The organism is Candidatus Flexifilum breve, assembly GCF_016713355.1.
In genome coordinates, this window is the sequence record NZ_JADJPI010000027.1 from 14,559 (window position 1) to 39,833 (window position 25,275).

Below are 25,275 nucleotides of genomic sequence, written 5' to 3' on the forward strand. Positions count from 1 at the left end.
CTCATGTTCCTAGTCTCAACATTTTAATTAGCAGATCTGTCCCCACAAAATTCGACATTCGTACTTGTCTTTTCGGACTGGAAGAATTCCACTTTGCTGGATTTCTTGTAACACTTATCTATTCTACCCACACATCATCTCCATCGCTGATAATCTCAATCGTTCCACCTTGATCCGTCCTGAACAGCGGCAAATCCTCGACCATACTGAGTACGTCAAGATCGGGCGGGGTGATGCCGTCCGCCTGCAACACCACCACCTGCGGATCAACCGCCGCGAGGAAATCGGCGTCCAGCGAGCGCGTGAAGGCGTTCCCCGGCAGTTGCAGCACCGCCGCGCCGAGCGCTGCGCCCGAACTCAGCAGCGCGGTTTGACCCGCCCGACTCAACTCCGAGGTGAACAGAAACGAGGTTTCGCCATAGGTCAGGCGCAGCACGAGCGCGTTGTCGTCCAGCGGCGCGCTGATGTCGGGCTGCGCGGCGGGGTGCAGCACTTCGAGCCGCACGCCATCGTCGACGGTCAGCGTGTAGCCCGCGCGGGCGGTCACGACGGGGTAGGGCGCTAGGGCGACGAGCAGATCGCCATAGGCGGGGCTGAGATTCGGCTGTCCGTGCGTGAGAATCGCGCCCGCGCTGTAGCGGCTGAGCACGGCGGGAATCGCGCCATACTGCCGCTCGTCCGGCTGCGTGAGGATGACGGCTTCCAGCGCGCGGTCGGTGAAGGGCAGGCGGTCGCCGAGCGCGGTCAGCAGGCGCGACGGATAGCGCCCGCCGTCGATGAGGATGTGCGCGCCCCCCGGCGTCGTGATCAGCGCGGCGTTGCCCCCGCCCATGTCGAGGAACCACACATGCAGGCGGCCATCCGGTCGGCTGGTGATGGCGGCGGTGGTCAGCACGAGGATCGCGGCGCACCCGGCGAACGCCAGCGGCAGCAGGCGGTTGATCGCGGCGGCAATCCGGTCAATCCAACGGGGTTTGGCAGTCAGCATGGCGACTCCGATCAAAGCGGTGAGGGTCACGGCGATGAAATTGGGATGCGGGTAGGTGTCAAACGCGGGCACGCGGGCGAATAGGCGCACGACCTCAATCGTCCACGTGAGCGGCACAAGCGTTAGCCAGTAGATGACCTGCGCGACGATGGGTGCGGCGAAGGCGATCAGCGTGGCCAGCCCACCGAGCACGAGGATCGCGGGCTGCACGGGGATGATCAGCACGTTGACGAGCGGCATCACCGCCGACAAGCGCCCAAAGTGCAGCGCGGTCAGCGGGACGATGAAGATCGCCACGGCCAGCGTCGTGATCAGCGGTTCGGCGATCAAGGCGCGGAAGTTCTGCCCGACGGTCGGGGCGTGGTCATCGTCAGCGGCAGGTAACCCGAAGAGTGGATTGAGGCGCTTGGCAATCGGCTCGGAGAAGGCGGTCAGGCCGAGCGCGGCGAAGAAGCTCAACTGGAAGCCCGCATCCCATAACACGGTTGGGTTGATGAGCGAGAGCAGGAGTGCGGCGAACGCCAGTGAAGCAGGGGTGTAGGTTTTGCGGCGGGTGTTCTCGGCGATCACGAGCAGGATGCACAGCACGGCGGCGCGGGTGACGGCGGCGCTCCCGCCGACGAAGATCGTGTAGGTGACGATCACGGCGATGCTGATCACGGCGGCGAGGCGGCGCGGGACGCGCAAGCGGCGCAGCGACCCGATCACCATGCCGCTGATCAGCACCATGTTGAAGCCGCTGATGGCGATCACATGCGCCGTGCCCGTCACGCTGAAGGCGTCGGCGACTTCCGGCGCGATGCCGCGCTCATTGCCGAGCAGAATCCCGGTGAGCAGTCCGGCGGCAGGTTCGGGCAGCGCAGCGGCGATATGATCGGCGGCTTGCTGACGCAGGGTGATCAGCGGCGAGACCGAGTCGGCGGGCGTCACCGTTTCGATGCTGCCGTCGCGCATCAGGCTGTAGATGCCGCTGCGCGCGAGGTAGTCCTGATACGAGAAGCGATCCCAGGTGCCGGGGGTGGTGAGCGTCCCGGTGGCGCGCACGCGGTCGCCGGGGCGAGCGTCGGCGCTCGGCGGGGCGTAGACCAGCACCTGACCGTTCGTCGGCGTGGTCGCGCCGAGACGCGTCACCGTGTCGGCGGCGATGGTGATCTGCACTCGGTCATCACGCCGATCGGGCTCACCGACGATCACCCCTTCAACCGTTAGCCCACCCAGACCGTTAAATTGAGCCAGATCGGCAGTGCTCGGCATGACCGCCATGCGCAGCGCACCCAACGCCAGAATCAACACGAGCCAGCGAACACGTGTTCGCATCAGTAGCAGGCCGATCACGGCGAGCCAGACCCAGCCCAACAGGGGGATCGCGGGCAGCGCCTTTGAGAGAAGAATCCCGCCCATCCACGCGAGGGCGAGGTACACAATTCTCATTCTTCGCCTCTATACAAAAAAACGCATTTCCCGTATGATAACATGATGTAGAAATAAGGCAGGACGCAACGCTTTATTGAGTTGAGTAATGCCGTTTCTATGAATTGGATCAAAGCTATTGCAGGGGAGTTGGGACGGCATGTCCAGTCGTATTGAAGGTACGGTGAAGTGGTTCAACGGCACGAAGGGCTATGGTTTCATTGCCCGTGAAGGTGGACCGGACGTTTTCGTGCATTATTCTGCCATTAAAGGGAACGGTTTTCGCACACTGCAAGAAGGGCAGAAGGTTGAATTCACCCTTGAGCAGGGGCCGAAAGGCCTGCAAGCTAGTAACGTTGTTGCGCTCTAGTTAAAAAGTGATCGACAACAAATGCGCCATCCGCAAGGGTGGCGCTTTTATTTTCGGACATTAGAATCACCGCACGTGTTACCCTCAGGAGAGTCGCCCATGCGTCTGCGCCCATCTGCCATCGACCTTACGCTGCTGTGCCTGATTCTGGCGGGTCTGTTCCTGCTGCTGTTGGCGCGTGGGCTCAACCTCGGCTTTTTCGGCGATGTGCTGGCCTACGATTATCATCTGGCGCAAGCAGGCATCATTGGCGGATCACACTGGCTGGTGACCGAGCATTGGTCGCGGCACCTGCTCGGCGCGCCTTACCCCGCTGTGATTCAGGTGCTGGCGAATGGCACTTCCACGCTGTGGTACGCTACCGCTTTTCTCTCGCACTACACCGCCGCCGTGTGTGCCTATCTGTTCATCACGAGCTTCACGCGCGGCCAAGCCCGGGCGTTGGCGCTGGCTGCCGCGCTGATCTTCGCCGTGAGCCTGCTCGATACGCGCGCGAATTTCGAGTTTCCCACGCTGACCGTGCGCAATCTGCCGCTCGGGTTCGCGTGGCTGGCGCTGTGGGCGTATCTCGCCTATGTGCGCGGCGGTCGGCAGCATGCGCTGTTGGGGGTGGTAGCGTTTGGTCTCTTTGTCCTCGCGTTCGCCGCCTATGAGCCGACAGCACTCTTTTTCTTCTTGCTACCGGTGATCGCGTGGTTCGCGCGGGCGGAACTACCCCCGGAACAGCGCGAAGCGTTCTGGCCGTGGGCACGGCGCGCGCTGATCGATATGCTGCCCTATGGCGGCGCGGTTGTGATCTACGTGTACTTGTTGGCGATCTTGTTCCCCGGCACCGGGGGGATTCGTCTGAGCCCCGGCTGGATCATAGAGCAGGGCATCATGGGCATTCGCGTGCTCTTCGATCCGCGCCCGGCTGTCGAGGCGCTTAATTCTGGTTCACCGGTGATCATTGCGGTCGGAGGGCTGGTGGTCGCGGCGCTGCTGTGGTGGCGGCTGCGCGCTGCGCAGCTCACGCGGTTTGCCATGGCGCAGACGGTGACGGTCGCCGCTGGCGTGACGCTGGTGACGATTGGTGGGGCGGCCCCGACCAGTTTCGGCTTGGCGGAGAACGTGCGCCTGCTGTATCCGGCAATGTTCGCTGCGCCGCTGCTGCTGATCGCTCTCGGGTTGCTGATCGGCGAGCAGCTCAAATTGCGTTCACTGGCGCGTATGGGCGCGGCGGGGGCGGCGGGTGGACTGGTCGCGCTCGGGGCTGCCGCGGTTCTGGCCGCCCAAACAGAGTATGCGCAGATCAATGCTACCCGTACGCAGTCGCTGGCCGCCATTCAGACCGCTCTGCCGACGTTAGCACTGGAGGCGCGTCCGTATCTGCTGGTGGTCACCGACCTGGCTGACCCTGAGGTTTTGGCGCTGAATATGGGCGATATCAACTTCCCGCAGATGCTGGATCGTCTGTATAGTGTCTATGGTATGCTCGGCGATGGGGTTTATCCGCGGGCGGAGGCTGCGCCACCGTGCGAACTCCGGATCGGCTGTATCGTCGTCGACGAGGCGGGTCTTCACTCGCCGCTGCGCCCCGATTTGATCATCGATCCCGCGCAAATAGTGATTATTCGCTTGCAGGTGAGCGGCAATACGACGACTGGTCAGGTGATCGATGCGCTCACCGCCGCCGAGCTCGTGGGGACGAACGTCGTGATTGCACCCGGGACAACGCTGCGCACCAATCGCGCGCTCATCGGCGGTGGCTGAGCAGGGGCAGGATTTCCCCCTTCGACAAACCGCCTACCGCGAATGTACAATGATATCCCGGTTGTCAGCATGTCAATGATGGAGCATTTCATGGCGGAAGAATCGCCGTTGTTAGTCGTATCGGGCGTGGGCTACCGCTACGGATCGTTCAACGCGCTCACTGATGTCTCGTTTGAAGCCAATCCGGGTGAGTTGATCGCGCTGGTCGGGCGCAATGGCGCGGGCAAATCAACCCTGCTTAAGTCGATTGCTGGTTGGACGCGGCCCACCGATGGCGAAGTCCAGATTATGGGCAAAAAGGTCGCGCGCGAAGAACGCCTGATCCGCCAGTATGTCGTGCTCGTACCAGATACGCCGCCGTTCTACGACGAACTCACTTCGTGGGAGCATCTACAGTTCAACGCGCAGGCGAATCGCCTGCAGGATTGGGAAGAACGCGCCGAAGAACTGCTCGACAAGTACGGTCTGCTCAATAATCGCGACGCGTTCCCGTTCGCGTTCTCGCGCGGTATGCGCTACAAGCTGGCGCTCTGCATGGGGCTGCTGATTGAGCCGAAAATTCTGCTGCTCGACGAACCGCTCGGCCCGCTCGACCCCGTGTCGGCGGATAACCTATGGCGCGAACTCAACGGGCACCGCGATGATGGCATGACGATCCTGCTCAGCAGTCATCAACTGCCGCCGGACGCGCATCCGGATCGCTACATCATCCTTGAAGAGGGCACGGTGATCGCGGAAGGCACGCCGGACGAACTGCGTGAGCGCTTCGACATTGAAGGCTCGATCACGCTGGATGAACTGCTGCGCGCGGCGATCTACGCCCGGCAAGAAGAGCTGGAAGAAGAAGAAACCGATGCGTGATATTGGCGCTCTCATCTGGCTGCGCTGGCGGCAGTTCAAAGACACGGCGATCTACTGGCTGCGGGTGATGGGGTATCAGCCGAATGAACGCGCGTTTTCGCAGAACCTGTACGTCGTCTACCTGCTGCTGATCTTCGCCTTCTGGATCTATACGGTCGGCGGCTTCGTTTTGACCTCCGCCGTGAGCATCGGCACGCGCATCCTCCCCGGTGACGTGAGCAATCTGCTGATCTGGGGGTCGCAGGGCATTTTCCTGGCGCAGGTGTGGGTGATCATGACCGCGCTGCGCAGCACGCCGATTAAGCTCTCGTTCGCGGATATGGCGTGGGTAGCGTCGTCGCCGATTCGCCGCTCCGCGCCCGTCATCGTCGGCTTCGCGCGGCAGTCGATCATCCGCATTGTGCTGCTCGGCATCGCCTTCACGCTGATTGGTGCGCTGGTCAGTTACACGTTCGTTGGCGTGGAATATGGGATTGTCGTCGCGCGCGCCGTGCTGGTCGTCATCCCAATGGTGGTGTTCACATGGGGCGTCGGCTGGGCGATTGGTCTGCTGCGCTTGATCGATCCACGCATCGGTCGGCTGCGTTTCCTGTGGTTTCTGCCGCTGCTGCTGCTGCCACTGGCGTACTATTTCCCCGATCCGTTTATGTGGATGGGGCGGGGGATTGCGCTGGTGATCATCGGCGGCGCGCCCGTGTGGTTCGCGCCGCTGCTGGTCGGGTTGGCGGTGGGGGTGAGCGTGCTCGTGCTGCTGCTGGGTGACCGCGTCAACATGGTGCACGCCGCCGACGAAAGCGCGCTCTATGCCCGCATTCAGGCGCTCGGCTTGATGGCGTGGCGCAACCCGGATATTCAGCGCCGCATCTTCATGCAGATGCGACAGGCGAGCCGCAAACCGTTCCTGCATCTGCCGGAAGCGCAGGGCACCATGACGTTCATCACGCGCGCGGGGTTGTCGTACCTGCGCCATCCCGATCTGCTGATCTTGACGGCAGCGTGGGGCGCGGCCTTCACCTACTTCGCGGTGGAGATCGTCGTCAACAATGCGCCAGTGCAAATCTGGTTGTTGTGGTTGGTCGCGGTGGGGTTGGTGCCGCCGACGGGACTGCTGCACGTCTTTCAGTCGGATCGCGGCGAAATGTTCCTGCGGCAGTTCCTGCCCGTTGATGGGCTGCAGCTGCTGATCGCTGACATTCTACTGCCGCTAGTCGTGCTGATCCTCGGCGCGATCGCTGGCGTTGTTCTGCGGGGGCTGCCCGCCGAACAGATGACACTCGCCTTGATGGTCGTACCGATTGGGGCGCTGCTGGTCGCTCTGTCCGGCGCTGTCGCTTTGACGACGACGCGCGTCTTGCAGACGCGGTTATTGGCGACCGGGGGCAGTTTTGGGGCGGCGATTGTGGCGGGCGTTGGCTTAGGGACGCCGCTGGCGGGTCTGGCTGTCGCGCTGGTCGCCGCGCTAATTATGGCAGGGATGGTCGCAGGCGAGGCCTAGCGACGATCCCCGCTGTCAGTCTTCACTTCGACGGGCTGCGGAGCAGCGAGTCGGTTTTGGGCGGGCTGAGTAATCACCTGAGCCTTCGATGGCTGGGGATGCTCGCTCGCCTTTTGATTCACTTCGTTGATGCCATTGCGGACGATGGTCAGCAGTTTCGAGAGCTTCTGGTCGAGATCGTTGAGCGAGTCAAGCACGTAGGTGTCGGCGCCCGCCATGATGTCTTCCGCTTCCATCTTCGCGCCTTCAACGATGTTAGCGGCGCGGCTGGAGGCGGCCTGCACGGTCGCTTCGCGGTCAATGATCTGATCACCGCGTTCGCGCGCAATCTGGATCAAGCGGGCGGCTTCTTCGTTGGCCTGCGCCAGAATGCGGTCACGCTGCGCGAGCACCCGGGCGGCCTTTTCGATCTCTTCGGGAATCGAAATACGCATTTGGTCGATGATTTCGAGCGCGCGCTCTTCGTCAATCATCGTGAACTTGCTGAACGGCATGTGCCGCCCTTCGTCAATCAGGTCTTCCAAACGGTCAACAAGGTGTTGAATATCCATGCGGTGTTCCCTTAATCCCGAATACTGTACATATAACCGGGGCTGTTCTGGTTGGCTTTCAACTCGGCGAACCGTTTTGAGAGCGCGTCGCCAATAAAAGGTGGAACCATGCTCGACACGTCACCCGCCAATTCGGCGATCTCGCGGATCGTGCTGCTGCTGATATAAATATGCTTGTCGTCCGTCATGATAGACACGGTCTCAATTTCCGGCGCGAGTTTTTTGTTCGCCAACCCCATGCGAAATTCAAACTCGAAATCGGAAAACACACGCAGGCCGCGCACGAGGACGGTTGCACTCACCTGTCTCGCATAGTCTACAGTGAAACCCGAAAATTTAGCAACTCGTATATTCCCGAATTCCTTAAATGCTTCGGTAGCCATGCCCAGCCGTTCGTCCACGTCAAAGAGCAGCTTCTTTTTCGGCATATCGTACACGCCGACGATCACCTCGTCGAAGATGCGCGCGGCACGCGTAGCGATATCAATATGCCCATTGTGGACAGGATCAAACGAACCGGGATACAGCGCACGAACAAACATCAAGACCACCCTTTATCTTAGGGAATAGTGTACGCAAATCGCAAAAACAGACAAGTAACCCAAATGTCATGTAACGGTAAAGGAGTAACCTCAGTTACTCCTTCACGACGTATGGTTGATTTTAGCTGATGTCGCTGCGTTCGTCTTGCAGCATGCGGATGCGTTCAGCCAGCAGGCGATGTTCGTCTTTTTCGAGCGTTGGATCGTCTTCGAAGAGGGTGCGGGCTTCGCGCTGGGCGAGTTCGACGAGTTCCGGGCGCATGTCTTCGACGAGCTGGAGCATCGACTTGCCACTTTGGCGCGTGTTGATCAGGTCGCCCGCGCCGCGGAGCTGCATATCGATCTCTGCCAGCTTAAAGCCGTCATTGGTCAGTTCCAAAGCGTGCAGACGGTCGCGCGCGTCTTGCAGGGTGGTATCACACAGCAGCAAGCAGAACGACTCAAAGCCGCCGCGCCCGACACGCCCGCGGAATTGATGCAGCTGGGCGAGGCCAAAGCGGTTCGCGCCTTCGATCAGGATGACACTGGCGTTAGGAATATCCACGCCGACTTCCGCGACTGAGGTCGTCACCATGACATCAAACTGATGTTCGCGGAATTCCGCCATGATGCGATCTTTATCTTCCGCTTTCATCTTGCCGTGCAGCAAGCCGACTTTGTGATGGAAGAACACGCGCTTGAGGTCTTCGAACGCTTCCACCGCCGCCCCGGCATCGATACTCTCGGAGGCTTCGACCAGCGGGTAGACGATGAACGCCTGCCGTCCCTGTTCGAGCTGGCCTTCGATGAAGTGATAGGCGCGTTCGCGGTGCACCGGTTCGATCACGCGGGTCTTGACGGGGATACGTCCCGGCGGCATTTCGTCGATCACCGACAGATCAAGGTCGGCGTACATGGTGAGCGCCAGCGTGCGTGGAATCGGCGTCGCGGTCATAACGAGCAAATGCGGGTTCGTGCCTTTGCCGCGGAGCGCGCGCCGCTGTTCCACGCCGAAGCGATGCTGCTCGTCGATGATGGCGAGCGCGAGGTCGCGGTACTCCACGCCTTCCTGAATCAGCGCGTGCGTGCCGATGATCAGGCTGATCGAGCCGTCGGCGATGCCCGCCAGCGCGGCGTCGCGTTCCGCCGTCGAGATCGAACCGGTCAGCAGGGCGACGCGGGGTTGCGGTTCGGGCAGGTTGGCGACGGCCTGGCTGATGTTGCGGTAATGCTGTTCCGCGAGGATGCTGGTCGGCGCCATGAGCGCGGCTTGTTTGCCATTGGCGACGGCCATCATCAGGGCGGTGAGCGCGACCGCGGTCTTGCCCGAGCCGACATCGCCTTGCAGCAGGCGGTTCATGGGAATGGACTTGCCGACATCCACGCGGATGTCGTTGATGGCGCGCTGCTGTGCTCCCGTGAGCGGGTAGGGGAACAAGGTGCCGAGCAAGCCGCTCAGCCACTCTTCCGACACATCGAGCGGGATGCTCGGCGCGGATTGCCATTCGCGGCGGTTTGCCAGAATGGTGAGCTGCATCATGATCAACTGATCGAAGATGTAGCGGCGGCGCGCATGTTCCAGATGATCGTGGCTTTCCGGGAAGTGCAGGTTTTTGATCGCCCACCCGAGCTCAGCCAGATCGGTGCGTTCGAGCACGTTTTCTGGCATGTAGTCGGGCATGTTGTCTGCCCAGTAGTCGATGGCCGGCCCCATGAGCTTGCGCAGCGTGCGCCCGTTGATGCCTTCGGTCAGCTTGTAGACCGGGACAATCGCCGCCGAGCGGATTTCTTCGGGGTCGAGCGGCTCCCATTCCGGATTGCTCATCTGGATGCGGTTTTGCCAGAGCGAGGTTTGTCCCTGCAAAACAATCTGCATCCCTGGTTTGATCTGCCGCTGGAGGTAATGCTGACCGAAGAAGGTCACGTTGAGCTGCGCTGTACCATCGTCGATTACCATGAAGAAGTCGCGGCGACTGGTGCGGCCAATGCGCACTTCGGCATGGCGCACCGTGCCAATCACCGTGACGAGCTGATTCGGCTGCAAACGCCGGATGGGCAGCATTTTGGTGTAATCGTCGTAGCGACGCGGCAGGTAAAACAGCAGGTCGTTGATCGTGTACACGCCAAGCTGGTTGAACAACTTGCTCAGCTTGGTGCCGACGTTGCGCACGCGTTCGACCGGGGCGCTGAGGCCGCGCATGACTTCGGCGGCGCGTTCTGGTTCCACGGGTTGGCGGGGTTGGCGCGGCGGACGGGCGAGCCGAGGCGTCACCGGAATGTCGAGTTTGGCGGGCACGCGCGCCCCGCCGATGAAATCCATGTCGAGCCGACTAAAGTCGTCATCGCGACCACCGCCGCCACCGGACTCCCGACCGCCGCCGTCGTCATCGTCATCGCTGTGCCCTTGACGCTGTTCACGGCGGGGTTTTTGCTGCTGCGGCTGATTCTGTTTCTTGGGCGGGCGCTCCCGTTTGGGCTGTGGCGGAGCGGCAGCCTGGGCTTCGCGCACGGGCGCTGCTTCCCCTTCGAGCTGCGGTTGCTCCTCGCCATTGGCTTCCGGCTGCTCCCGGCGGGGCGGACGTTCGCGTTCGCGGCGCGGTGGCCGGGCTTCGACCGTTTCGGCGGTCGCCGCTTCGCCCTGATGCTTTTCGAGATAGTTCGCCGGGGTCGGCTTGCGCCCCATGATGCGATCCAGCATGTAGGTGATCGACTCGTGCCGCTCATCGCGCACTTCTAACCCGTCATAGCGCTTGAGCAGGTCGGACAGTTCGTCGACGAGAGCGTGATGTTCGGGTCGGCGGGCTTGCGCGTGCGCGTTTTTCGTCCAGTTGATTTCATACGCCGCCAACCCACCGATAACGGCGGCGTTTTTATACCCTTGTTCCTTCTCAAGCTTGAGAATTTTGACAAGGGTTTCGAGTGCCGAAGGCATTTAAGTGGTTCTCCACGACTTGCTGACGGTGACCACGCCCAAACCACCCGGCCCGATGTGGGTGCCGATGGTCGGCGTGATGCTGGTAATAATCGTATCCGCTGGCGCAATATCTGCAAGTCGATTTCGTAGTTCAACTGCGCCTTCCGGGTTGAGAGCATGCAAAACGGTGAGGCGATCCAGCGGCGCGTGGCTGTTCGCGAACCTTACCAGCTCGTCGGTGACGCGCGCAAAGGTGCGGACACGGCTGGCCGAGATGACTTCGCCATTCTTGACCAACAGCACGGGCTTGATCTGGAGGAGCGCGCCAATCCCCGCCGTCGCCCAACTGACGCGCCCGCTGCGGCGCAGATATTCCATCGTCTGCAAGCCCGCGTAGAGATGGGCGTGTTCACGGACTTTCTTCACCGTTTCGACCGTTTTCTCGACGTCGCCTGTCGCCTCGGCCACTTCCGCACCAATGACAACCGGCCAACCGATGCCCATCGACATGGTTTCGCCGTCAATGAGCGTGACGCGATCCGGAGGCAAATCAGCCGCGCCGAGGCGCAGCGCATTGTACGTGCCGCTCAGCTTGGAAGCGACGGTCACGATGATGACATGATCAGCGTCTGCCGCGGCGGACTCAATGGCTGATTTGCAGTCCCCCGGAGAAGGTGCGGCGGTCGTCGGAGCTGGGCGCATGGAAGGCAGGTTGGTGTAGAACTCTTCGCGGGAGAGCTGTTTGCCATCGTCCGCAAAGCTCTTGTTATCATAGTTGATGTAGCAGGGCACAACCGTGATATTGTGTTTGGCGAGCAGTTCAGGCGTAATATCGCAGGTGCTGTCCGTGACAAAACGAATTTTTTTAAAAGTCATCGTCGGTGCTAGTCCCTTCGCGTTCTAATATGATTAATCCGAGCGCATCAATCCCGATGAGGGCGGCCAACGATGCCCCGTAAATGGTGTGGGGGAAGTGCCGACCGGGAAATTCGACCGCCAGTCGTTCTTGCAGGTGGCGCGTTCCCTCGGTGATCCCGATCCGTGGTTGGGCGATCATCACGTCTTCGATATCCGTGAATTCGGCAGCGTATTCGACGATCCGATCCAGCCCTTGCGTGCGGGTGCGCACTTTCTCGATCGGGACGATGTGGCCTTCTTCCAGGGCAATGACGGGCTTGAGACCTAACATCATGCCGAGAATGCTGTGTGACTGCGGCATGATCTGGTTGTGCATCAGGTAGTCCATCGTTTCCGCATAGTAGACAGCGTACAAGCGGTCGACGGCGCCGCGCGTTACCCGCACGACTTCGTCAAAATCGACGCCCGTTTCGCTGGTGCGTACCGCCAGCTTGACCAGCAGCGCCAGCCCGGTGGACACGGCCTGTGAGTTGATCACCATCAGCGGACAGTGCGCGGATAAAGCCTCGGCGGCGTGGCTGGCGTTCTCCCAGCTCTTGGACAGTTCCCGTGAGGTCGGCAGCACGATGATACCGTTGGTATCGCGTGCCAGCCGGGTGAGCACATCGGTATAGTCGGCCACACTGGGCGGCGTGACGACTGGCGTTTGGTTCTGCGCGGCGATCAGGCGCAGGGCTTCCTCGCTGCCGAGGTCCAGGCCTTCGCGATAGCTGCGCCCCCCAATCGTCAGGATGTTGGGCACAATTGTGACGTTGGGGGCGATGTGCGGCGTCGGGAAATGCGCGCCGCTGTCCGTGACGATATGGATCATTACTCTACGCTGATGATAAATGGGTACAAGGCCTGCCCGCCGCTGATCACGTCGATATCCTGCAGGCTAAAGCGTTTCTGCAAATGCCCGACGAGGAGCTGTGCGTCCGCGTCGTGGGCATCGTCGCCATAGTATACCGTAATCCGCTCGGATTTGTCCGCTCCGGCTTTCTCCAGCAGGCGCTGGGTAACGTCGTAGACGTCGTCGCCGTTGACGACCAGATTGTCGTTGAGCAGACCGATATACTGCCCCTGCTTGACGTTGATGCTGTCGAGTTCGACATCACGGGTGGCGCGGGTGACTTCGCAGGCTTGCACATAGCCGAGGGCGCTCTTCATGCCGCCCGCCACTTCGTCGACGGGTGACCCGGCGTAGTTAGCCCATTCGACCATCGCCGAGATGCCGTGGGGCAGGGAAATGCTGGGGACGACGCGCACCTGCTTGCCGGTCGCGTTAGCCGCGGCCTGCTGCGCGGCCAGCATGATGTTCTTGTTATTGGGCAGCAGAATGACTTCGTCGTTGGGCAGCGCGTTGATCGCGTCGAGGAAATCGCCGGTGCTCGGGTTCATCGTCTGGCCGCCGGGGATGACGTAGGCTGCGCCGAGATCGTAGAACGTTTGGCTGAGGCCTTCACCTGCTGCGACCGTGATCACCGCCACGCCTTCGACATCCGTGCGGACTTCGTTTTCGCGGGCTTTCCGGGCTTCGACATAGTCCTCGTACTGGCGCTGCATGTTTTCGACGACCACGTCGTCGATCGCCGCGCCCGTGCGAATCGCATAGCTGATCGGCTGGCCGGGGTCATGCACATGCACGTGCACCTTGATCAGTTTCTCGTCGCCGACCACCAGCGTCGACCAGCCGCCCATGTCGGCGAGGGCGACGCGCATGGCGTCCACACTCAGGTTTTCACCGCGCATGAGGAACTGCACATCGTAGCCGTAGCCTTCTTCGTCGTCCGGTTCGAGCGCGTCTTCCCACGCGGGGGAGAGCGGTGTCGCCAGCGTCGGAATGGCGATGGCGGCATTCGCCGCGGCGACCGTATTGGCCTCAGTCAGCTTGCCGCAGAGCGCCCACAGCATGCCTTCGAAGATGTAGACGAGCCCTTGACCGCCCGAATCGACCACGCCTGCCTTCTTGAGGATGGGGAGCATTTCCGGCGTCTTGCGCAGCGAGGCGCGTCCGGCGAAGACCATGTTCTTCAGCAGCCAGACCAGATCCTGCGAGGTCTTGTAGCGCTCGATGACCGATTCCATCATGTGGCGCGACACCGTGAGGATGGTGCCTTCGACGGGCTTTTCGACCGCGCGGTAAGCCATGTCGACCGCTGACTGGCAGGCCAGGCCGAGCAGTTCCGCCGTTAGCCGTTCCTCGTCCTTGAGCGCCTTGGCGACGCCCGACCAGATCTGCGACAGAATGACGCCGGAGTTGCCGCGCGCGCCCTTGATCGCGCCAGCGGCCAGGGCCGCGCTCATCTTGCCAACATGGTTTTCGCGGACGTTCTCAACTTCCCGGCACGCGCTCTGCATCGTCAGATACATGTTCGTGCCGGTGTCGCCATCCGGCACGGGAAATACATTCAGACGGTTCACCTGTTCGCGGTTTTGTTCCAACCACGCCAACCCGGAACCGAAAAGGTCTTTGATCAGCAACCCATCCACGATTAAGTTGTTGGTTGCCCGGAACGCTGCTCTTGTGTTCATGATTTCACCTTGCCTCACCCAGATTTCAGTAACGTAATAGTTGCTTAAGGTTGTTTGTCGAGCCTTGCAGTCCAAGGGTCGTTGTGATAGCATGACGGACTATTCGAGTCGGCTTTAGAGAGCGTGAGGCAATCTTATGGCGGTCTGTCAAAACTGCGGTAAGAAACCCATGTTTGGGAATCAACGCAGCTTTTCCATGCGCGCGACCCGGCGTAAGTTTCTCCCGAACATCCAGCGCGTCACCGTGATGGAAAAGGGTGAGCCCGTTCGCAAGTATCTGTGTGCCAAGTGCATCAAGACGCTTGCGAAGGTCAGCGGGTAAAACAAAGAAGCCGGGTTACACCGGCTTTTTGTTTGCCAGAACTGACCGCAACTGCTGCATCCCCGTCGCGACGCTGTACCGCTCGGTAAATAGGGCGCTGCCCACAACCAGAACATCCGCCCCTGCCTCCACCACTGTGGCCGCCGTTTCCAGATTCACGCCTCCATCCACTTCCAGATCAATCGCTTGGCCTGTCGCGCTGATCATCGCCCGCAACTGCCGGATTTTGTTCAGCGTCCCCGTGATCAATTCCTGCCCCCCAAAACCGGGGTTCACGGTCATGACCAGCACCGCATCCAGCAGCGGCAAGACCTCGCTCAGCAGCGCTGCGGGCGTATGTGGATTAATCGCCACGCCCACGTCACAACCGAGCGCCTTGATCGCGCGGATGGTTCGATCCAGATGCGGACAAGTCTCCCAGTGCACATTGATGCGCTTCGCGCCCGCTTTGGCAAAGGCTTCCAGCATGTGATCCGGTTCGACGATCATCAAGTGAACATCTAACGGAATACTCGTCGCTCGATGCGCCGCTGCCGTCACCATTGGACCCATCGTAATGTTCGGCACGAAGCGACCATCCATCACGTCAACATGAATCCAATCCGCACCAGCCGCCTCACACGCCTGCAACTGCTCACCCAGTCGGGTGAAGTCGGCGGCGAGGATAGATGGCGCGATACGGATACGCTCTTTCAGCACTGTTTTGTCCTTTTTCGACAAATACCATACGTCTATTTTAGACGATGCTCCAGCAATTTTCGATGGAGTTTCATTGAAAAAACCAACCAAAATTACAAAAGTTACGGATTCCCCCTCAGAATGCGGGGATAACACGCCTCATTGGGAGCTAAAAATGCCAAGAGGGCGGTGACCACAATCCAAGCTGTGGCCGCCGCGCTCTTGGCATTGGAATGCATTACGCGGCTGAACGGCGTGAATTGCGGATCAGCTTTTCGATTTCGACGGCGAACAGGATCACCGACGCGATGGCAACCGCGCCGAGCATTTCCGGCAGGCGGATCGGGAATGTCTCAAAGATGCCCTGCATGAATGGCACATAGATCACCGCGAGCTGGAGCAGGAACGTCGAGAGCACGGCGTAGAACATGAAGCGGTTGCCGCTGAACCATGTGCGGAAGAACGATTTGCGGTCACCCGCGTGGATCGCCATGACGTGGAAGATTTGCCCCAACGCCAGCACGGTAAACGCAATGGTGCGCGGGATGCGTTCGGCTTCGCGAATGATCAGGTTGCCGCCTTCTTCCTCGGACGCGGTTTCGTCAACTTCAGTGAGCAGCGCGAGACGGGCATCGACGGTGAGTGCGTCCCAATCGGCGGGCACGATTTCTTCTTCGACCAATTCCACAACCTGTTCGCGAGACAGGTTTTCAATGCCGAGCGTGTTGCTGAACGGCGCGAGACCGTGGGCGGTATGCCCGTAGACGAATGCACCTAAGGTGAGCAGTGCCAGCAGTGCGGCGCGCCAGATGATTTTGACGCCGACGCCATCCGCGAAGATGCTTTCGTTAACGGGGCGGGGCGGGCGTTTCATGGTGCCCGCTTCCGTTGGTTCGAAACCGAGGGCGATAGCGGGTAGACCGTCGGTCACGAGGTTGACCCACAGAATTTGAATCGCCAGCAGCGGCACGGGCAAGCCGATGATGATGCCGACGAACATCACCAGAATTTCGCCCACGTTGGACGAGAGCAGGAACATCACGAACTTGCGAATATTGTTGTAGATCGTGCGACCCTCTTCGACGGCGGCGACAATCGACGCGAAGTTGTCGTCGGTCAGCACCATGTCTGCCGCGCCCTTGCTCACTTCCGTGCCGGTGATCCCCATCGCGATGCCGATGTTCGCCTGCTTCAGCGCGGGCGCATCGTTGACGCCGTCCCCGGTCATCGCAGCGATCTCACCTTGACTTTGCAGCGCCTTGACCAGACGCAGCTTGTGCTCCGGCGACACGCGGGCGAAGGTGCTGGTCGTCTTGAGTGCGCCGACGAGCTGATCGTCGCTCATCTTTTCGAGCTCAGCCCCCGTAATGGCCTTCTGCCCGGCCTGAATGATGCCGAGATCGCTGGCGATGGCTTCGGCGGTCAGCGCGTGGTCGCCCGTGATCATGATGGGACGGATGCCGGCTTCGCGGGCAGTGGCGACGGCGGCGCGCGCTTCGGGGCGGGCGGGGTCGAGGATGCCGATCAAGCCGAGCAGCACCAGTTCGCGCTCAATCTCCGGCTTGACCTCGGCGGGCACGCTGTCGAGCGGGCGGTAGGCGACGCCAAGCACGCGCAACCCGCGCGAGGCCATCTCGTCGACCTGCGCCTGCCACTTCGCGCGTCGTTCAGCGGTCAGCGGGCGGACGCCATCGGGCATGTGCTCGGATGCCGCCCAGTCCACGAGACGATCCGGTGCGCCTTTGGTGATCGCCAGATACGGCATCTGTGGGAACAGGCCATCATTCACTTTGATCTGGTGGATGGTGGTCATAGCCTTGCGTTCGCTGCTGAAGGGCAGTTCAGCGACGCGGGGCTTATCCTGTTCGAGATGTTCGCGCGTCCAGCCGACCTTGCGCGCGGCCACGACCAACGCGCCTTCCGTGGTGTCGCCAACGACTTCAGTTTTGCCTTCTTTGTTGGTTTCGAGATAGGCGTCGGTGGCGAGTGCCATCGCCTGCAAAAAGCGTCCAACGGGGGCATTCTGCGTGGGATCGAGCGGCTGATCATCGCCGCCGCCGTATTCGCCGTGCATGGCGAAGAAACCGCCGTCCGGGTTGTAGCCGACACCGCTGACGCGCACGTCTTCATGACCGGGCAGGGCGAACAGCGTTGCGGTCATCTCGTTCTTGGTGAGCGTACCCGTTTTGTCGCTGCAGATCGTCGTCACCGAGCCAAGCGTCTCGACGGCGGGCAGGCGGCGAATGAGCGCGTGCCGCTTAACCATGCGCGCCGCACCCAGCGACAAGCTGATGGTGATGATGGCGGCTAAGCCTTCCGGCACTGCGGCAACGGCCAGACTGATCGAGGTGACGAGCATTTCTTGCAGCGGAATGCCGCGCAGCAGCCCGGCGATGAACACGAGTACCACTACGACGATCGCGCCGCGTACGAGCATCACACTGAGGCTGTCGAGGCGCTTTTGCAGCGGTGTTTGCGTCTCTTCGACGTTCATGAGCAGCGTGGCGATTTTGCCTAACTGCGTTTTCAGCCCGGTCTCGGTGATAAGCAGTTCGCCGCGCCCATAAGTGACGGAGGTGCCCATGAAGGCCATATTTTTGCGGTCGCCAATGCCGACATTCTCTTCGGGGATGGCGTGTATCTGCTTGAAAGTGGCCTGCGATTCGCCCGTGAGCGCCGCCTCTTCGATCTGCAGGTTGGCGCTGACGATCAAGCGACCATCGGCGGGGATGCGGTCACCTTCCTGCAGCAGCACAATGTCACCGGGGACGATGTCCTCGGCGCTGAGCTGACCGACGTGCCCGCCACGGCGAACGCGCACATTGGGCACCTGCATCGCGCTGAGGGCTTGCAGCGCTTGCTCGGCGCGGTATTCCTGATAAGTGCCGAGCGCAGCGTTAGCAATCACGATGACGAGGATGACGATCACGTCTTCGAATTCGCCGACAATGCCGGAAATCACGGCGGCGATGATCAGAATGATGACCATGATGTTTTTAAATTGATTGATGAAAAGCGTGAACAAGCTCACGCTTTCGCCCGCCGGCAGAACATTCTTCCCATACTGGGCGATTCGCTGCGCTGCGTCCTCAGTGGTCAGCCCTTGGCGCGGGTCTGACTTCAGTTCAGCTAACGCTTGATCGACCTCAAGACGATAAAAGTCGGGCATCCAATTACTCCTGTCGATTGTGTGCGTTGGGGATAAAATTGCTAATCATCTTACATGTGCTCGCTTTACGCGACAACCACCACAAACTAGGGTGTGAGATTAATTGAAACTGATTCTCACGTATAATGCTAGCAGAGTGAGCAGAGGATGGGCGCTATGGCCTTACAGGCGCACACACGCATGACGGTCGAAGAATTTGATCGGTGGGTGGAACAGCCGGAGCAAGCGGACAAGCTGTTTGAGTATATTGGCGGGGAGATCGTCGAAGTGCCAGCGAATGCCCAAGCATCACAGTACTCCATGCGTTTCAACATGCGAGTTGGGTTATTTGTCGAAACACAGGACCTCGGCTATGTGACGGGTGAAGCGGGCGGCTACATGATCGATGGCGAACGCTATGCGCCCGATGTCGCTTTTGTGTCGAAGGCGCGGCAGGCCGAACTCGACGACCGGGGCTACAATCAGGTGCCGCCGGATCTGGCCGTTGAAGTCGATTATCCGACGACGCCGAAGAGCACACGCGATTTGCAGATTAAGCTGTGGCATTATCATCAGGCAGGGACGGTCGTCTGGGTGGTTTACCCGGAAGACAAGACGGTCGTCGTGCATGTGGCTGGTCAAATGCCGCGCATTTTCGGTATCAATGATACGCTGGATGGCGGCACGGTGCTCCCCGGTTTCACGCTCGCCCTCAAGGACATCTTCCGCGAATAGAAAAGGGCGAACACTTTGTTCGCCCTTCCTAACGGTTCCATCTTGACAGCTTACATGTACTGCTTCATCAGGTCTTCGAGCGCGCTCGCCGACGGGCGCAGTTGATCGCCCTGCATCTGCGACAGCGGGGTCGGCGCGAGGTTGAGCGTCTCGCCGATGGTCGGGCGCGGTTCTTCGTAGTAGATCAAACCGGTGACGAACAACTGCTCACGCTGCGCTTCCTCCAACTGGCGGATCGCTTCCATGCGGTTGCGCGGGTCGTGACCCCGTTCCAGCTTCTTCAGGCGGATGTAGGAGCCGTCGTGCATGCTGACTTCGATGGTTTCGCCTTCGGCGTAATCGTCGATCATGATCTCTTCGCGACCCTGCACGTAGCCGGACGGCGCAAAGTCAATTTCATGCAGCGCGATTTCGTGCTTCTTGCCGTATTCGTAGCTCTTGTTGCCCTTCGGGTCGTTGTTGAAGGTCACGCAGGGGCTGATGATGTCGACAATAGCGACGCCCTTGTGCGCGAGCGCAGCCTTGATCAGCGTTTGCGCCTGCTTGGCGTCGCCGGAGAACGAACGCGCCACGAAGGTCGCGCCGCCGATGATCGCTTCGAGGCACAGGTCGATCGCCGGGAGCTGATTCGTCCCGTAGTACTTGAGGAACTGGCCTTCATCCGACGTGGCCGAGAATTGGCCCTTGGTCAGGCCGTACACGCCGTTGTTCTCGATGATGTAGACCATCGGCACGTTGCGGCGAATCACGTGTTTGAACTGACCCATGCCGATGCTGCCCGTATCGCCGTCACCGCTGACCGCGATGGCGATCAGTTCGTGGTTGGCGAGGGTTGCGCCCGTCGCCACTGAGGGCATACGGCCGTGCACCGAGTTGAAGCCGTGTGACCCCTTCAGGAAGTAGGCGGGCGTCTTGCTGGAGCAGCCGATGCCGCTGAACTTAGCCACCTTCCACATGGGGAGATTCATGTCATAGGCCGCGCTGATGATTTGATTCGAGATCGAATCGTGACCGCAGCCGGGGCAGAGGGTGCTTTGCCCACCCTTGTATTCTGATCTGTCGAGTCCGAGTGCGTTAGGCATTTAGCTGTTCTCCTTGATCCGGTCGTAAATCCACTGGGCGGTCATAGGCAGGGTATCGCCGCACGCGAGCGAGATCATGTGCGTCGAATCCTGAGCGATGTTCATGCGCAGAATCTGGTGCATCTGGCCGTCGAAGTTGTTCTCGATGACGTACACGCGCTTGTGCTGGAGCACGAAGTCGGTGACTTCATTGACCAGCGGCAGCGCGCGCACGCGCAGATAGTTGGTTTTGATGCCCTGGGCGGTGAGTGCGTCGCGCACTTCCTGCACAGCCGGGTCATTCGAGCCGTATGAGATCAAGCCGATGGCTTCGTCGGGGCTGTTGGGCGCGTCGATCACGGGCGCGGGCAGCAGTTTCTTAGCGGTTTCGAACTTTTTGCGGATGCGCTGGAGGTTCTTGACCCAATCTTCGCCGCGTTCGCTGTAAACGGCCTTTTCGTTGTGGCCAGTGCCGCGGGTGAAGAACGCCGCGCGCGGGTGATCGGTGCCGGGGACGGTGCGGTAGCCGACGCCGTCATCGTCATAATCCTTGAAGCGGTACCATTCGCCGTGTTCCGCGAAGAATTCTTCCAGCGAAATCTTGTCGAGCGTCTTGCCGCGGTTGATCGGCTTGTCGGGATAGTCGAATGGGTCGCTCATCCACAGGTTCATGCCGAGGTCGAGGTCGCTCATGATGAACACGGGCGTCTGGATGGCTTCGGCGAGGTCAAATGACTGCCAGCCCATTTCGAAGCATTCTTTCACGCTGCCGGGGAGCAGCACGATCTGCTGCGTATCACCGTGGCTGAGGAAGTGCAGGAACAGCAGGTCGCCCTGGCTGGTGCGCGTCGGCAAACCCGTTGACGGGCCAGTGCGCGTCACATCCCATACCACAAACGGGATCTCGGCGAAGTAGGCCAGACCCGTGAATTCGGCCATCAAGCTGATGCCGGGGCCGCTGGTCGCGGTCATGGCGCGCGCGCCCGCCCAACCTGCGCCCGTCAGCATACCGATCGCCGCGAGTTCGTCTTCCGCCTGAATGACGCCGACCGTGCTCTTGCCGCTGACCGGGTCTTTGCGCAGTTCGAGATGATTCAGGATGTTATCGACCACGCTGGTAGACGGGGTGATCGGGTACCACGCCACGACAGTCACGCCGCCGAACAGGGAACCGAGCGCCGACGCTTCGTTGCCTTCGATGAGGATTTTGCCCGCAGTCGCGTTCATGGCTTCGAACGTGAACGGATCGGCCTTGACGAGATTGGCCTGCGACCACTTGTAGGCCAGTTCAATCACGTCGTAGTTCATCTGCGCGGGCTTCTTCTTGCCGTTGAACTGGTCGAGCAGCGCCTGATAGGCGATGTCCATCGGGATGCCGAACAGGTGACAGACCGCGCCGACGTACACCATGTTGGTGATGCGTTCCTTGAAGTCGGTCGGAATTTCAACCTGCGACATGATCTCTTTGATCGGCACTTCGTAGTAGGTGACATCGGTGCGCGACTGACCCCATTTCCAGTCTTTGGGGAGAATCACCACGCCGCCGGACGGCAGGTTCGCAATATCTTCGGCTGCCGTATCCTGATTGAAGGCCACGGCAATTTCGGTCGTGGCGCGGCGCGCGATATAGCCGTCTTTGCTGGCGCGGATGGTATACCACGTCGGCAGACCCTTGATGTTCGAGGGGAACAGGTTCTTCCCGCTGACCGGGATACCCATGCGGAACAGCGAACGAATGATCACGAGGTTGGACGTTTGACTGCCCGAACCATTCTTGGTCGCCACTGACAGCGCGAAGTCGTTGACGACGGAACGCTGCTGAGTGGACTCTGCATTGGGGTGAATATCAATTGCCATGCGTGGCTGACTCCTGCTTAAGTCTTCATCGACAAATTAACTGGACGAGCCGTTTACCGTCCGATTAAGGTCCTGCATTCGTGGTTGGTAATGAATCAAGTCGAGATGTTCTACAAAGAGTATTTTGGCGATGTCGTGTTTACCTTCCTCGATGGCGTGTAAAATGCGCGCGTGATAATCCCACACCTGCTGCAGGTAGCTGTAATCCGCGTAGCGGTTGAGTTCCACGGCTTCATAGGCGTCCCAGTACGCTTCGAGCACGCCCATGACGAAGGGGTTGCCCAGCCGCCGAAAGACGGTCAAGTGGAACGTCCGGTGTTCGTCATTGGGGATGCGGATCGGTTGACCGTTGAGCTTGGCATTGGCGTCAGCGACGCAGCGCCGCATGAGGGCGACGTCTTCGGTGGTCAGCGTGGCGCACGCCTCATTCCAGAAGCCGATCTCGATTTGTTGGCGGACCAGATTGAACAGTTCGAAATTGTGCTGATCCTGCGCGAGCGCGAAGAAAAGGCTGAGCCGGACGGCAGGTGTGAAGCTGTAGGCTTTCATCCGCATGCCCGTTTTCGAGCGCACTTCGACCAGACCGAGCGCCCGCGCCACTTCGAGCTGTTCGCGCACTTTGCTCACGCCAACGCCGAGATGTTCCTCGTCTTGCAGCTCGTTGATGGTGGGCAGCCGCTGACCAGCCTGAAAATTCTCCCTGATGATGTAATCCAGCAGTTCTGAATCAAGGTCTATTTGAGGCATTCAGGGGGTATTCCTCTGATGAATCACATGAATGAGGTTAATCAGAGTATAGCAGACCTACCAAGGTTTGTCTACTAGGGTTTGGATAGTTTTAACAAAGATTCAGCGTGAAAAAATTGTGAATTCAGCGGGTAAACATGGGAGAAAGCGACAAAATGAGACCGGGGCGCAGTTAACTGCACCCCGGCTAATCTTAGTAGGGTAGGGTGATGAGGGTGTCTTTCACCTGCGCGAAGATTGAGACGAGGTCGTCATCGCGGCGGATGAAGTCGAGATTATCCATGTCGATGGTTAGCACGGGGCAGGCCGTCCAGTCTTCGATCCACGCGTCGTACAGGCGGTTGAGCTGATCGAGGTACTCCGGCGCGATATTGAGTTCGTACTCGTTGCCGCGCTTGGCGATATGTGCTTGCAGCGTCGGCGTGCTGGCGCGCAGATAGACGATCAGGTCGGGCGGGGGCAGGAAGCTGCTCACCGCGCGGTAGAGACGGCGATAGGCGTCGTAGTCGCGGTCGGTCATGCGGCCTTGTTCGTAGAGGTTGCGCGCGAAAATCTCGGCATCCTCGTAGACGGTACGATCCTGCACCACGCTGGCGCGGTGATCGATGAGCAGGCGGTGATGTTCCAACCGCTTGCCGAGATAAAAGACCTGCGAATGAAAGCTCCACGTGCGCATATCAGCGTAGAAATCGGCGAGGTAAGGGTTTTCCGCGGCGGCTTCATAGAAGGGTTCCCAACCGAACGCGCGCGAGAGCAGACGGGTGAGCGTCGATTTGCCCACGCCAATGTTTCCGGCGACCGCGATAAATGTTTTTTGCGTTGTGTAATCCATCGTGCTTTCCAACGACTATGAAATTCTCGTTTCTGTTTATAGCACAGGCTTAACGTTTTCGCTGATGAAAAGGGATAAGACTTCGTGGAGAATTCATAGAATTTTTGTTTCGATTTGGTTTGTCCATTGAGGGGTTGAATTGCGGTTTCGTTCAGCGTCTGGTAGTGAGGCCGACCAGCAGATCGGGCGCTTAGACTTGCAAAGTGGTGTGTTAGCCGCAGATGTTCCAACAAAAAAGGGCATGGCAGCAATGCCATGCCCTTTCTTACCGATCAGGAGATTACATGCCCGTTTCGATGCGGACGACGCCGCCGGTCATGCCGGGCGCAAAGGCGATAGTGCCGAAGCTCACGTAGAGCGCACCATCGGGGCCTTTGGCGATGCCAAACGGAGCCAGCAGGCCTTCGGCGACGGGTGTAACGCCATCGGCGCTGACCATAACCACGCTGCCGGGGCCGGGGCCTTGTTCGCCGAAGACCACGAGCTGCACGGCGTACAGCGTATCACCATCGAGCAGGATGTCTGAGACCGCGTTCAGGCCGCTGAAGGTTTCGACCAATTCGCCGTTCGCCCAGTGTTCAATCTTGGCCGCGCCGGGGGCGAGACCTTCGCCGAGGAAGCCAACGTACACGCTGTCATCGGCCGCCACTTCGACCGAAGTCGGGACGTCATTGCCCCACGTGGCGACCGTCGCCAGACCCGCCGCTTCCGTCCACGAGAGCAGACAGTTGCAGCCCGCGTCGGTGATCAACATCGTGCCATCCGAAAGCCACGCGATGTCGGAGACATTCGTGTCGTAGCCGCGACCGTCGGGATCGTTGGCCGCTTCGTACTGGTTCAAATTAATGGTGCGGATCGTGTGCATGGTGGCCATGTCAATCTCGGAGATGGTGTCCATCCACGGATGACCCGCATTGGTTGGGCCGCCGCCGCTCTGCAGCACCCACAGCGAATCGCCGTTGGGGATGGCGCGATACAGGCCGGTCGTTTCGCTCGGCGCGGCGTAGCTCGGGAAGCCGGGGATGAGCGGCGTGGCCGTGCCATCGGCGGCGACCGACAAGACGACGCCCGTCATGCCCATCGACATGTCGACGACGCTGCCATCTGGGCTGGGAACGCTGGTAGTGAAGTCGCCACCGCGACCGGCGACCGCGACGAGCAGGTTGCCGGTCGCATCAAAGGCGACGCCGCGCGGCGCGCTCAAATCACCGACGACGAGATCGCCGGGGAGCGGCGGCATACCCATGTCGGGTGGTGCGGCCTCCGGTGTTGCATCCTGCGCCTGAACCGCGAAACCGATTGAACTGAGTGCGAAGAGGGCAGCAATGATGACATAGCGCAACTGACGAGTCTTCGTGAAACTCTTCATGAAGCTGTACCCCTTTTTTGGTTGAGAGAAATTTCTGAAAAGACATATATGAGCATACGGTACATTTGGGCTAGGTAAATCCGACTTTTTGCTGAATTTGGCAGGCCGTTTGGTCAGGTGAATCTTGGCATACGCTTCATGAGGCCAACGGGCAGCGGAGACGTTTTGTGGAATTTTGGTGACGCTGATGTACCATAAAGTCTAACGATCAGGCTTGCGCAAGGCGAGTAAA

At 60.1% G+C, this 25,275-nt stretch carries 20 protein-coding genes; 6 read left to right on the forward strand and 14 right to left on the reverse strand.

Features of this window, described 5'->3' with window-relative positions; genetic code table 11:
• Positions 1-118 precede the first annotated feature (118 nt).
• Positions 119-2,419 carry a ComEC/Rec2 family competence protein gene (locus IPK17_RS21315; protein WP_343419715.1) on the reverse strand — a complete coding sequence of 767 codons (2,301 nt, stop codon included), beginning with the start codon at positions 2,417-2,419 and terminating at the stop codon, positions 119-121.
• Positions 2,420-2,558: 139 nt separating this feature from the next.
• Here IPK17_RS21315 and IPK17_RS21320 point away from each other — a divergent pair, with 139 nt between their 5' ends.
• The 4 genes from IPK17_RS21320 (at position 2,559) to IPK17_RS21335 (ending at position 6,876) form a co-directional block, all read left to right on the forward strand.
• Positions 2,559-2,768 (forward strand): cold-shock protein, encoded by a 210-nt coding sequence (locus tag IPK17_RS21320; RefSeq protein ID WP_343419716.1) that lies wholly within the window; start codon positions 2,559-2,561, stop codon positions 2,766-2,768.
• Between the two features lie 99 nt (positions 2,769-2,867).
• On the forward strand, positions 2,868-4,520 hold the full coding sequence (locus IPK17_RS21325) for a hypothetical protein (RefSeq protein ID WP_343419717.1): 1,653 nt from the start codon (positions 2,868-2,870) through the stop codon (positions 4,518-4,520).
• 90 nt (positions 4,521-4,610) lie between these two features.
• Positions 4,611-5,381 (forward strand): ABC transporter ATP-binding protein, encoded by a 771-nt coding sequence (locus IPK17_RS21330; RefSeq protein WP_343419718.1) that lies wholly within the window; start codon positions 4,611-4,613, stop codon positions 5,379-5,381.
• Complete coding sequence (locus IPK17_RS21335; protein ID WP_343419719.1) at positions 5,374-6,876, forward strand: hypothetical protein; 1,503 nt, start codon at positions 5,374-5,376, stop codon at positions 6,874-6,876. The genes IPK17_RS21330 and IPK17_RS21335 overlap by 8 nt, the downstream gene beginning before the upstream one ends.
• Here IPK17_RS21335 and IPK17_RS21340 read toward each other — a convergent pair.
• From IPK17_RS21340 to IPK17_RS21365, 6 genes are all read right to left on the reverse strand, one after another.
• Positions 6,873-7,427, reverse strand: a complete 555-nt coding sequence (locus IPK17_RS21340; RefSeq protein WP_343419720.1) for an ATP synthase subunit B family protein — start codon at positions 7,425-7,427, stop codon at positions 6,873-6,875. The genes IPK17_RS21335 and IPK17_RS21340 overlap by 4 nt on opposite strands.
• Before the next feature lie 11 nt (positions 7,428-7,438).
• Entirely contained in the window at positions 7,439-7,969 is a 531-nt protein-coding gene (coaD, locus tag IPK17_RS21345) for a pantetheine-phosphate adenylyltransferase (RefSeq protein ID WP_343419721.1), read from the reverse strand.
• Between the two features lie 121 nt (positions 7,970-8,090).
• The gene (recG, locus tag IPK17_RS21350; RefSeq protein ID WP_343419722.1) at positions 8,091-10,880 is read right to left on the reverse strand and encodes an ATP-dependent DNA helicase RecG; all 2,790 of its coding nucleotides are present in this window, start codon (positions 10,878-10,880) and stop codon (positions 8,091-8,093) included.
• Positions 10,881-11,738: a DegV family protein gene (locus tag IPK17_RS21355; protein WP_343419723.1), complete on the reverse strand. Its 858-nt coding sequence runs from the start codon at positions 11,736-11,738 to the stop codon at positions 10,881-10,883.
• Positions 11,728-12,591 carry a DegV family protein gene (locus IPK17_RS21360; RefSeq protein WP_343419724.1) on the reverse strand — a complete coding sequence of 288 codons (864 nt, stop codon included), beginning with the start codon at positions 12,589-12,591 and terminating at the stop codon, positions 11,728-11,730. The genes IPK17_RS21355 and IPK17_RS21360 overlap by 11 nt, the downstream gene beginning before the upstream one ends.
• Entirely contained in the window at positions 12,591-14,294 is a 1,704-nt protein-coding gene (locus tag IPK17_RS21365; protein WP_343419725.1) for a DAK2 domain-containing protein, read from the reverse strand. The genes IPK17_RS21360 and IPK17_RS21365 overlap by 1 nt, the downstream gene beginning before the upstream one ends.
• 136 nt (positions 14,295-14,430) lie before the next feature.
• Here IPK17_RS21365 and rpmB point away from each other — a divergent pair, with 136 nt between their 5' ends.
• Positions 14,431-14,616: a 50S ribosomal protein L28 gene (gene rpmB, locus IPK17_RS21370; RefSeq protein ID WP_343419726.1), complete on the forward strand. Its 186-nt coding sequence runs from the start codon at positions 14,431-14,433 to the stop codon at positions 14,614-14,616.
• A gap of 15 nt (positions 14,617-14,631) precedes the next feature.
• Here the strand turns inward: rpmB and rpe are convergent, their stop codons facing one another.
• Together rpe and IPK17_RS21380 are read right to left on the reverse strand one after the other, a co-directional pair.
• Positions 14,632-15,312, reverse strand: coding sequence for a ribulose-phosphate 3-epimerase (gene rpe, locus IPK17_RS21375; protein WP_343419782.1), 681 nt, complete (start codon positions 15,310-15,312; stop codon positions 14,632-14,634).
• A 220-nt stretch (positions 15,313-15,532) separates the two neighbouring features.
• Entirely contained in the window at positions 15,533-18,463 is a 2,931-nt protein-coding gene (locus IPK17_RS21380; RefSeq protein ID WP_343419727.1) for a cation-translocating P-type ATPase, read from the reverse strand.
• Between the two features lie 156 nt (positions 18,464-18,619).
• Between IPK17_RS21380 and IPK17_RS21385 the strand changes: the two genes are divergently transcribed.
• The gene (locus IPK17_RS21385) at positions 18,620-19,177 is read left to right on the forward strand and encodes a Uma2 family endonuclease (protein ID WP_343419728.1); all 558 of its coding nucleotides are present in this window, start codon (positions 18,620-18,622) and stop codon (positions 19,175-19,177) included.
• Between the two features lie 50 nt (positions 19,178-19,227).
• Here IPK17_RS21385 and IPK17_RS21390 read toward each other — a convergent pair whose 3' ends face one another.
• The 5 genes from IPK17_RS21390 to IPK17_RS21410 form a co-directional block, all read right to left on the reverse strand.
• Positions 19,228-20,259 (reverse strand): 2-oxoacid:ferredoxin oxidoreductase subunit beta, encoded by a 1,032-nt coding sequence (locus tag IPK17_RS21390; protein ID WP_343419729.1) that lies wholly within the window; start codon positions 20,257-20,259, stop codon positions 19,228-19,230.
• Positions 20,260-22,095 (reverse strand): 2-oxoacid:acceptor oxidoreductase subunit alpha, encoded by a 1,836-nt coding sequence (locus tag IPK17_RS21395; protein ID WP_343419730.1) that lies wholly within the window; start codon positions 22,093-22,095, stop codon positions 20,260-20,262.
• A gap of 36 nt (positions 22,096-22,131) precedes the next feature.
• Positions 22,132-22,842, reverse strand: coding sequence for a FadR/GntR family transcriptional regulator (locus IPK17_RS21400; RefSeq protein WP_343419731.1), 711 nt, complete (start codon positions 22,840-22,842; stop codon positions 22,132-22,134).
• A 193-nt stretch (positions 22,843-23,035) separates the two neighbouring features.
• The gene (locus tag IPK17_RS21405; protein WP_343419732.1) at positions 23,036-23,674 is read right to left on the reverse strand and encodes a deoxynucleoside kinase; all 639 of its coding nucleotides are present in this window, start codon (positions 23,672-23,674) and stop codon (positions 23,036-23,038) included.
• Positions 23,675-23,954: 280 nt separating this feature from the next.
• Complete coding sequence (locus IPK17_RS21410) at positions 23,955-25,043, reverse strand: ScyD/ScyE family protein (RefSeq protein ID WP_343419733.1); 1,089 nt, start codon at positions 25,041-25,043, stop codon at positions 23,955-23,957.
• Between the last annotated feature and the right edge of the window lie 232 nt (positions 25,044-25,275).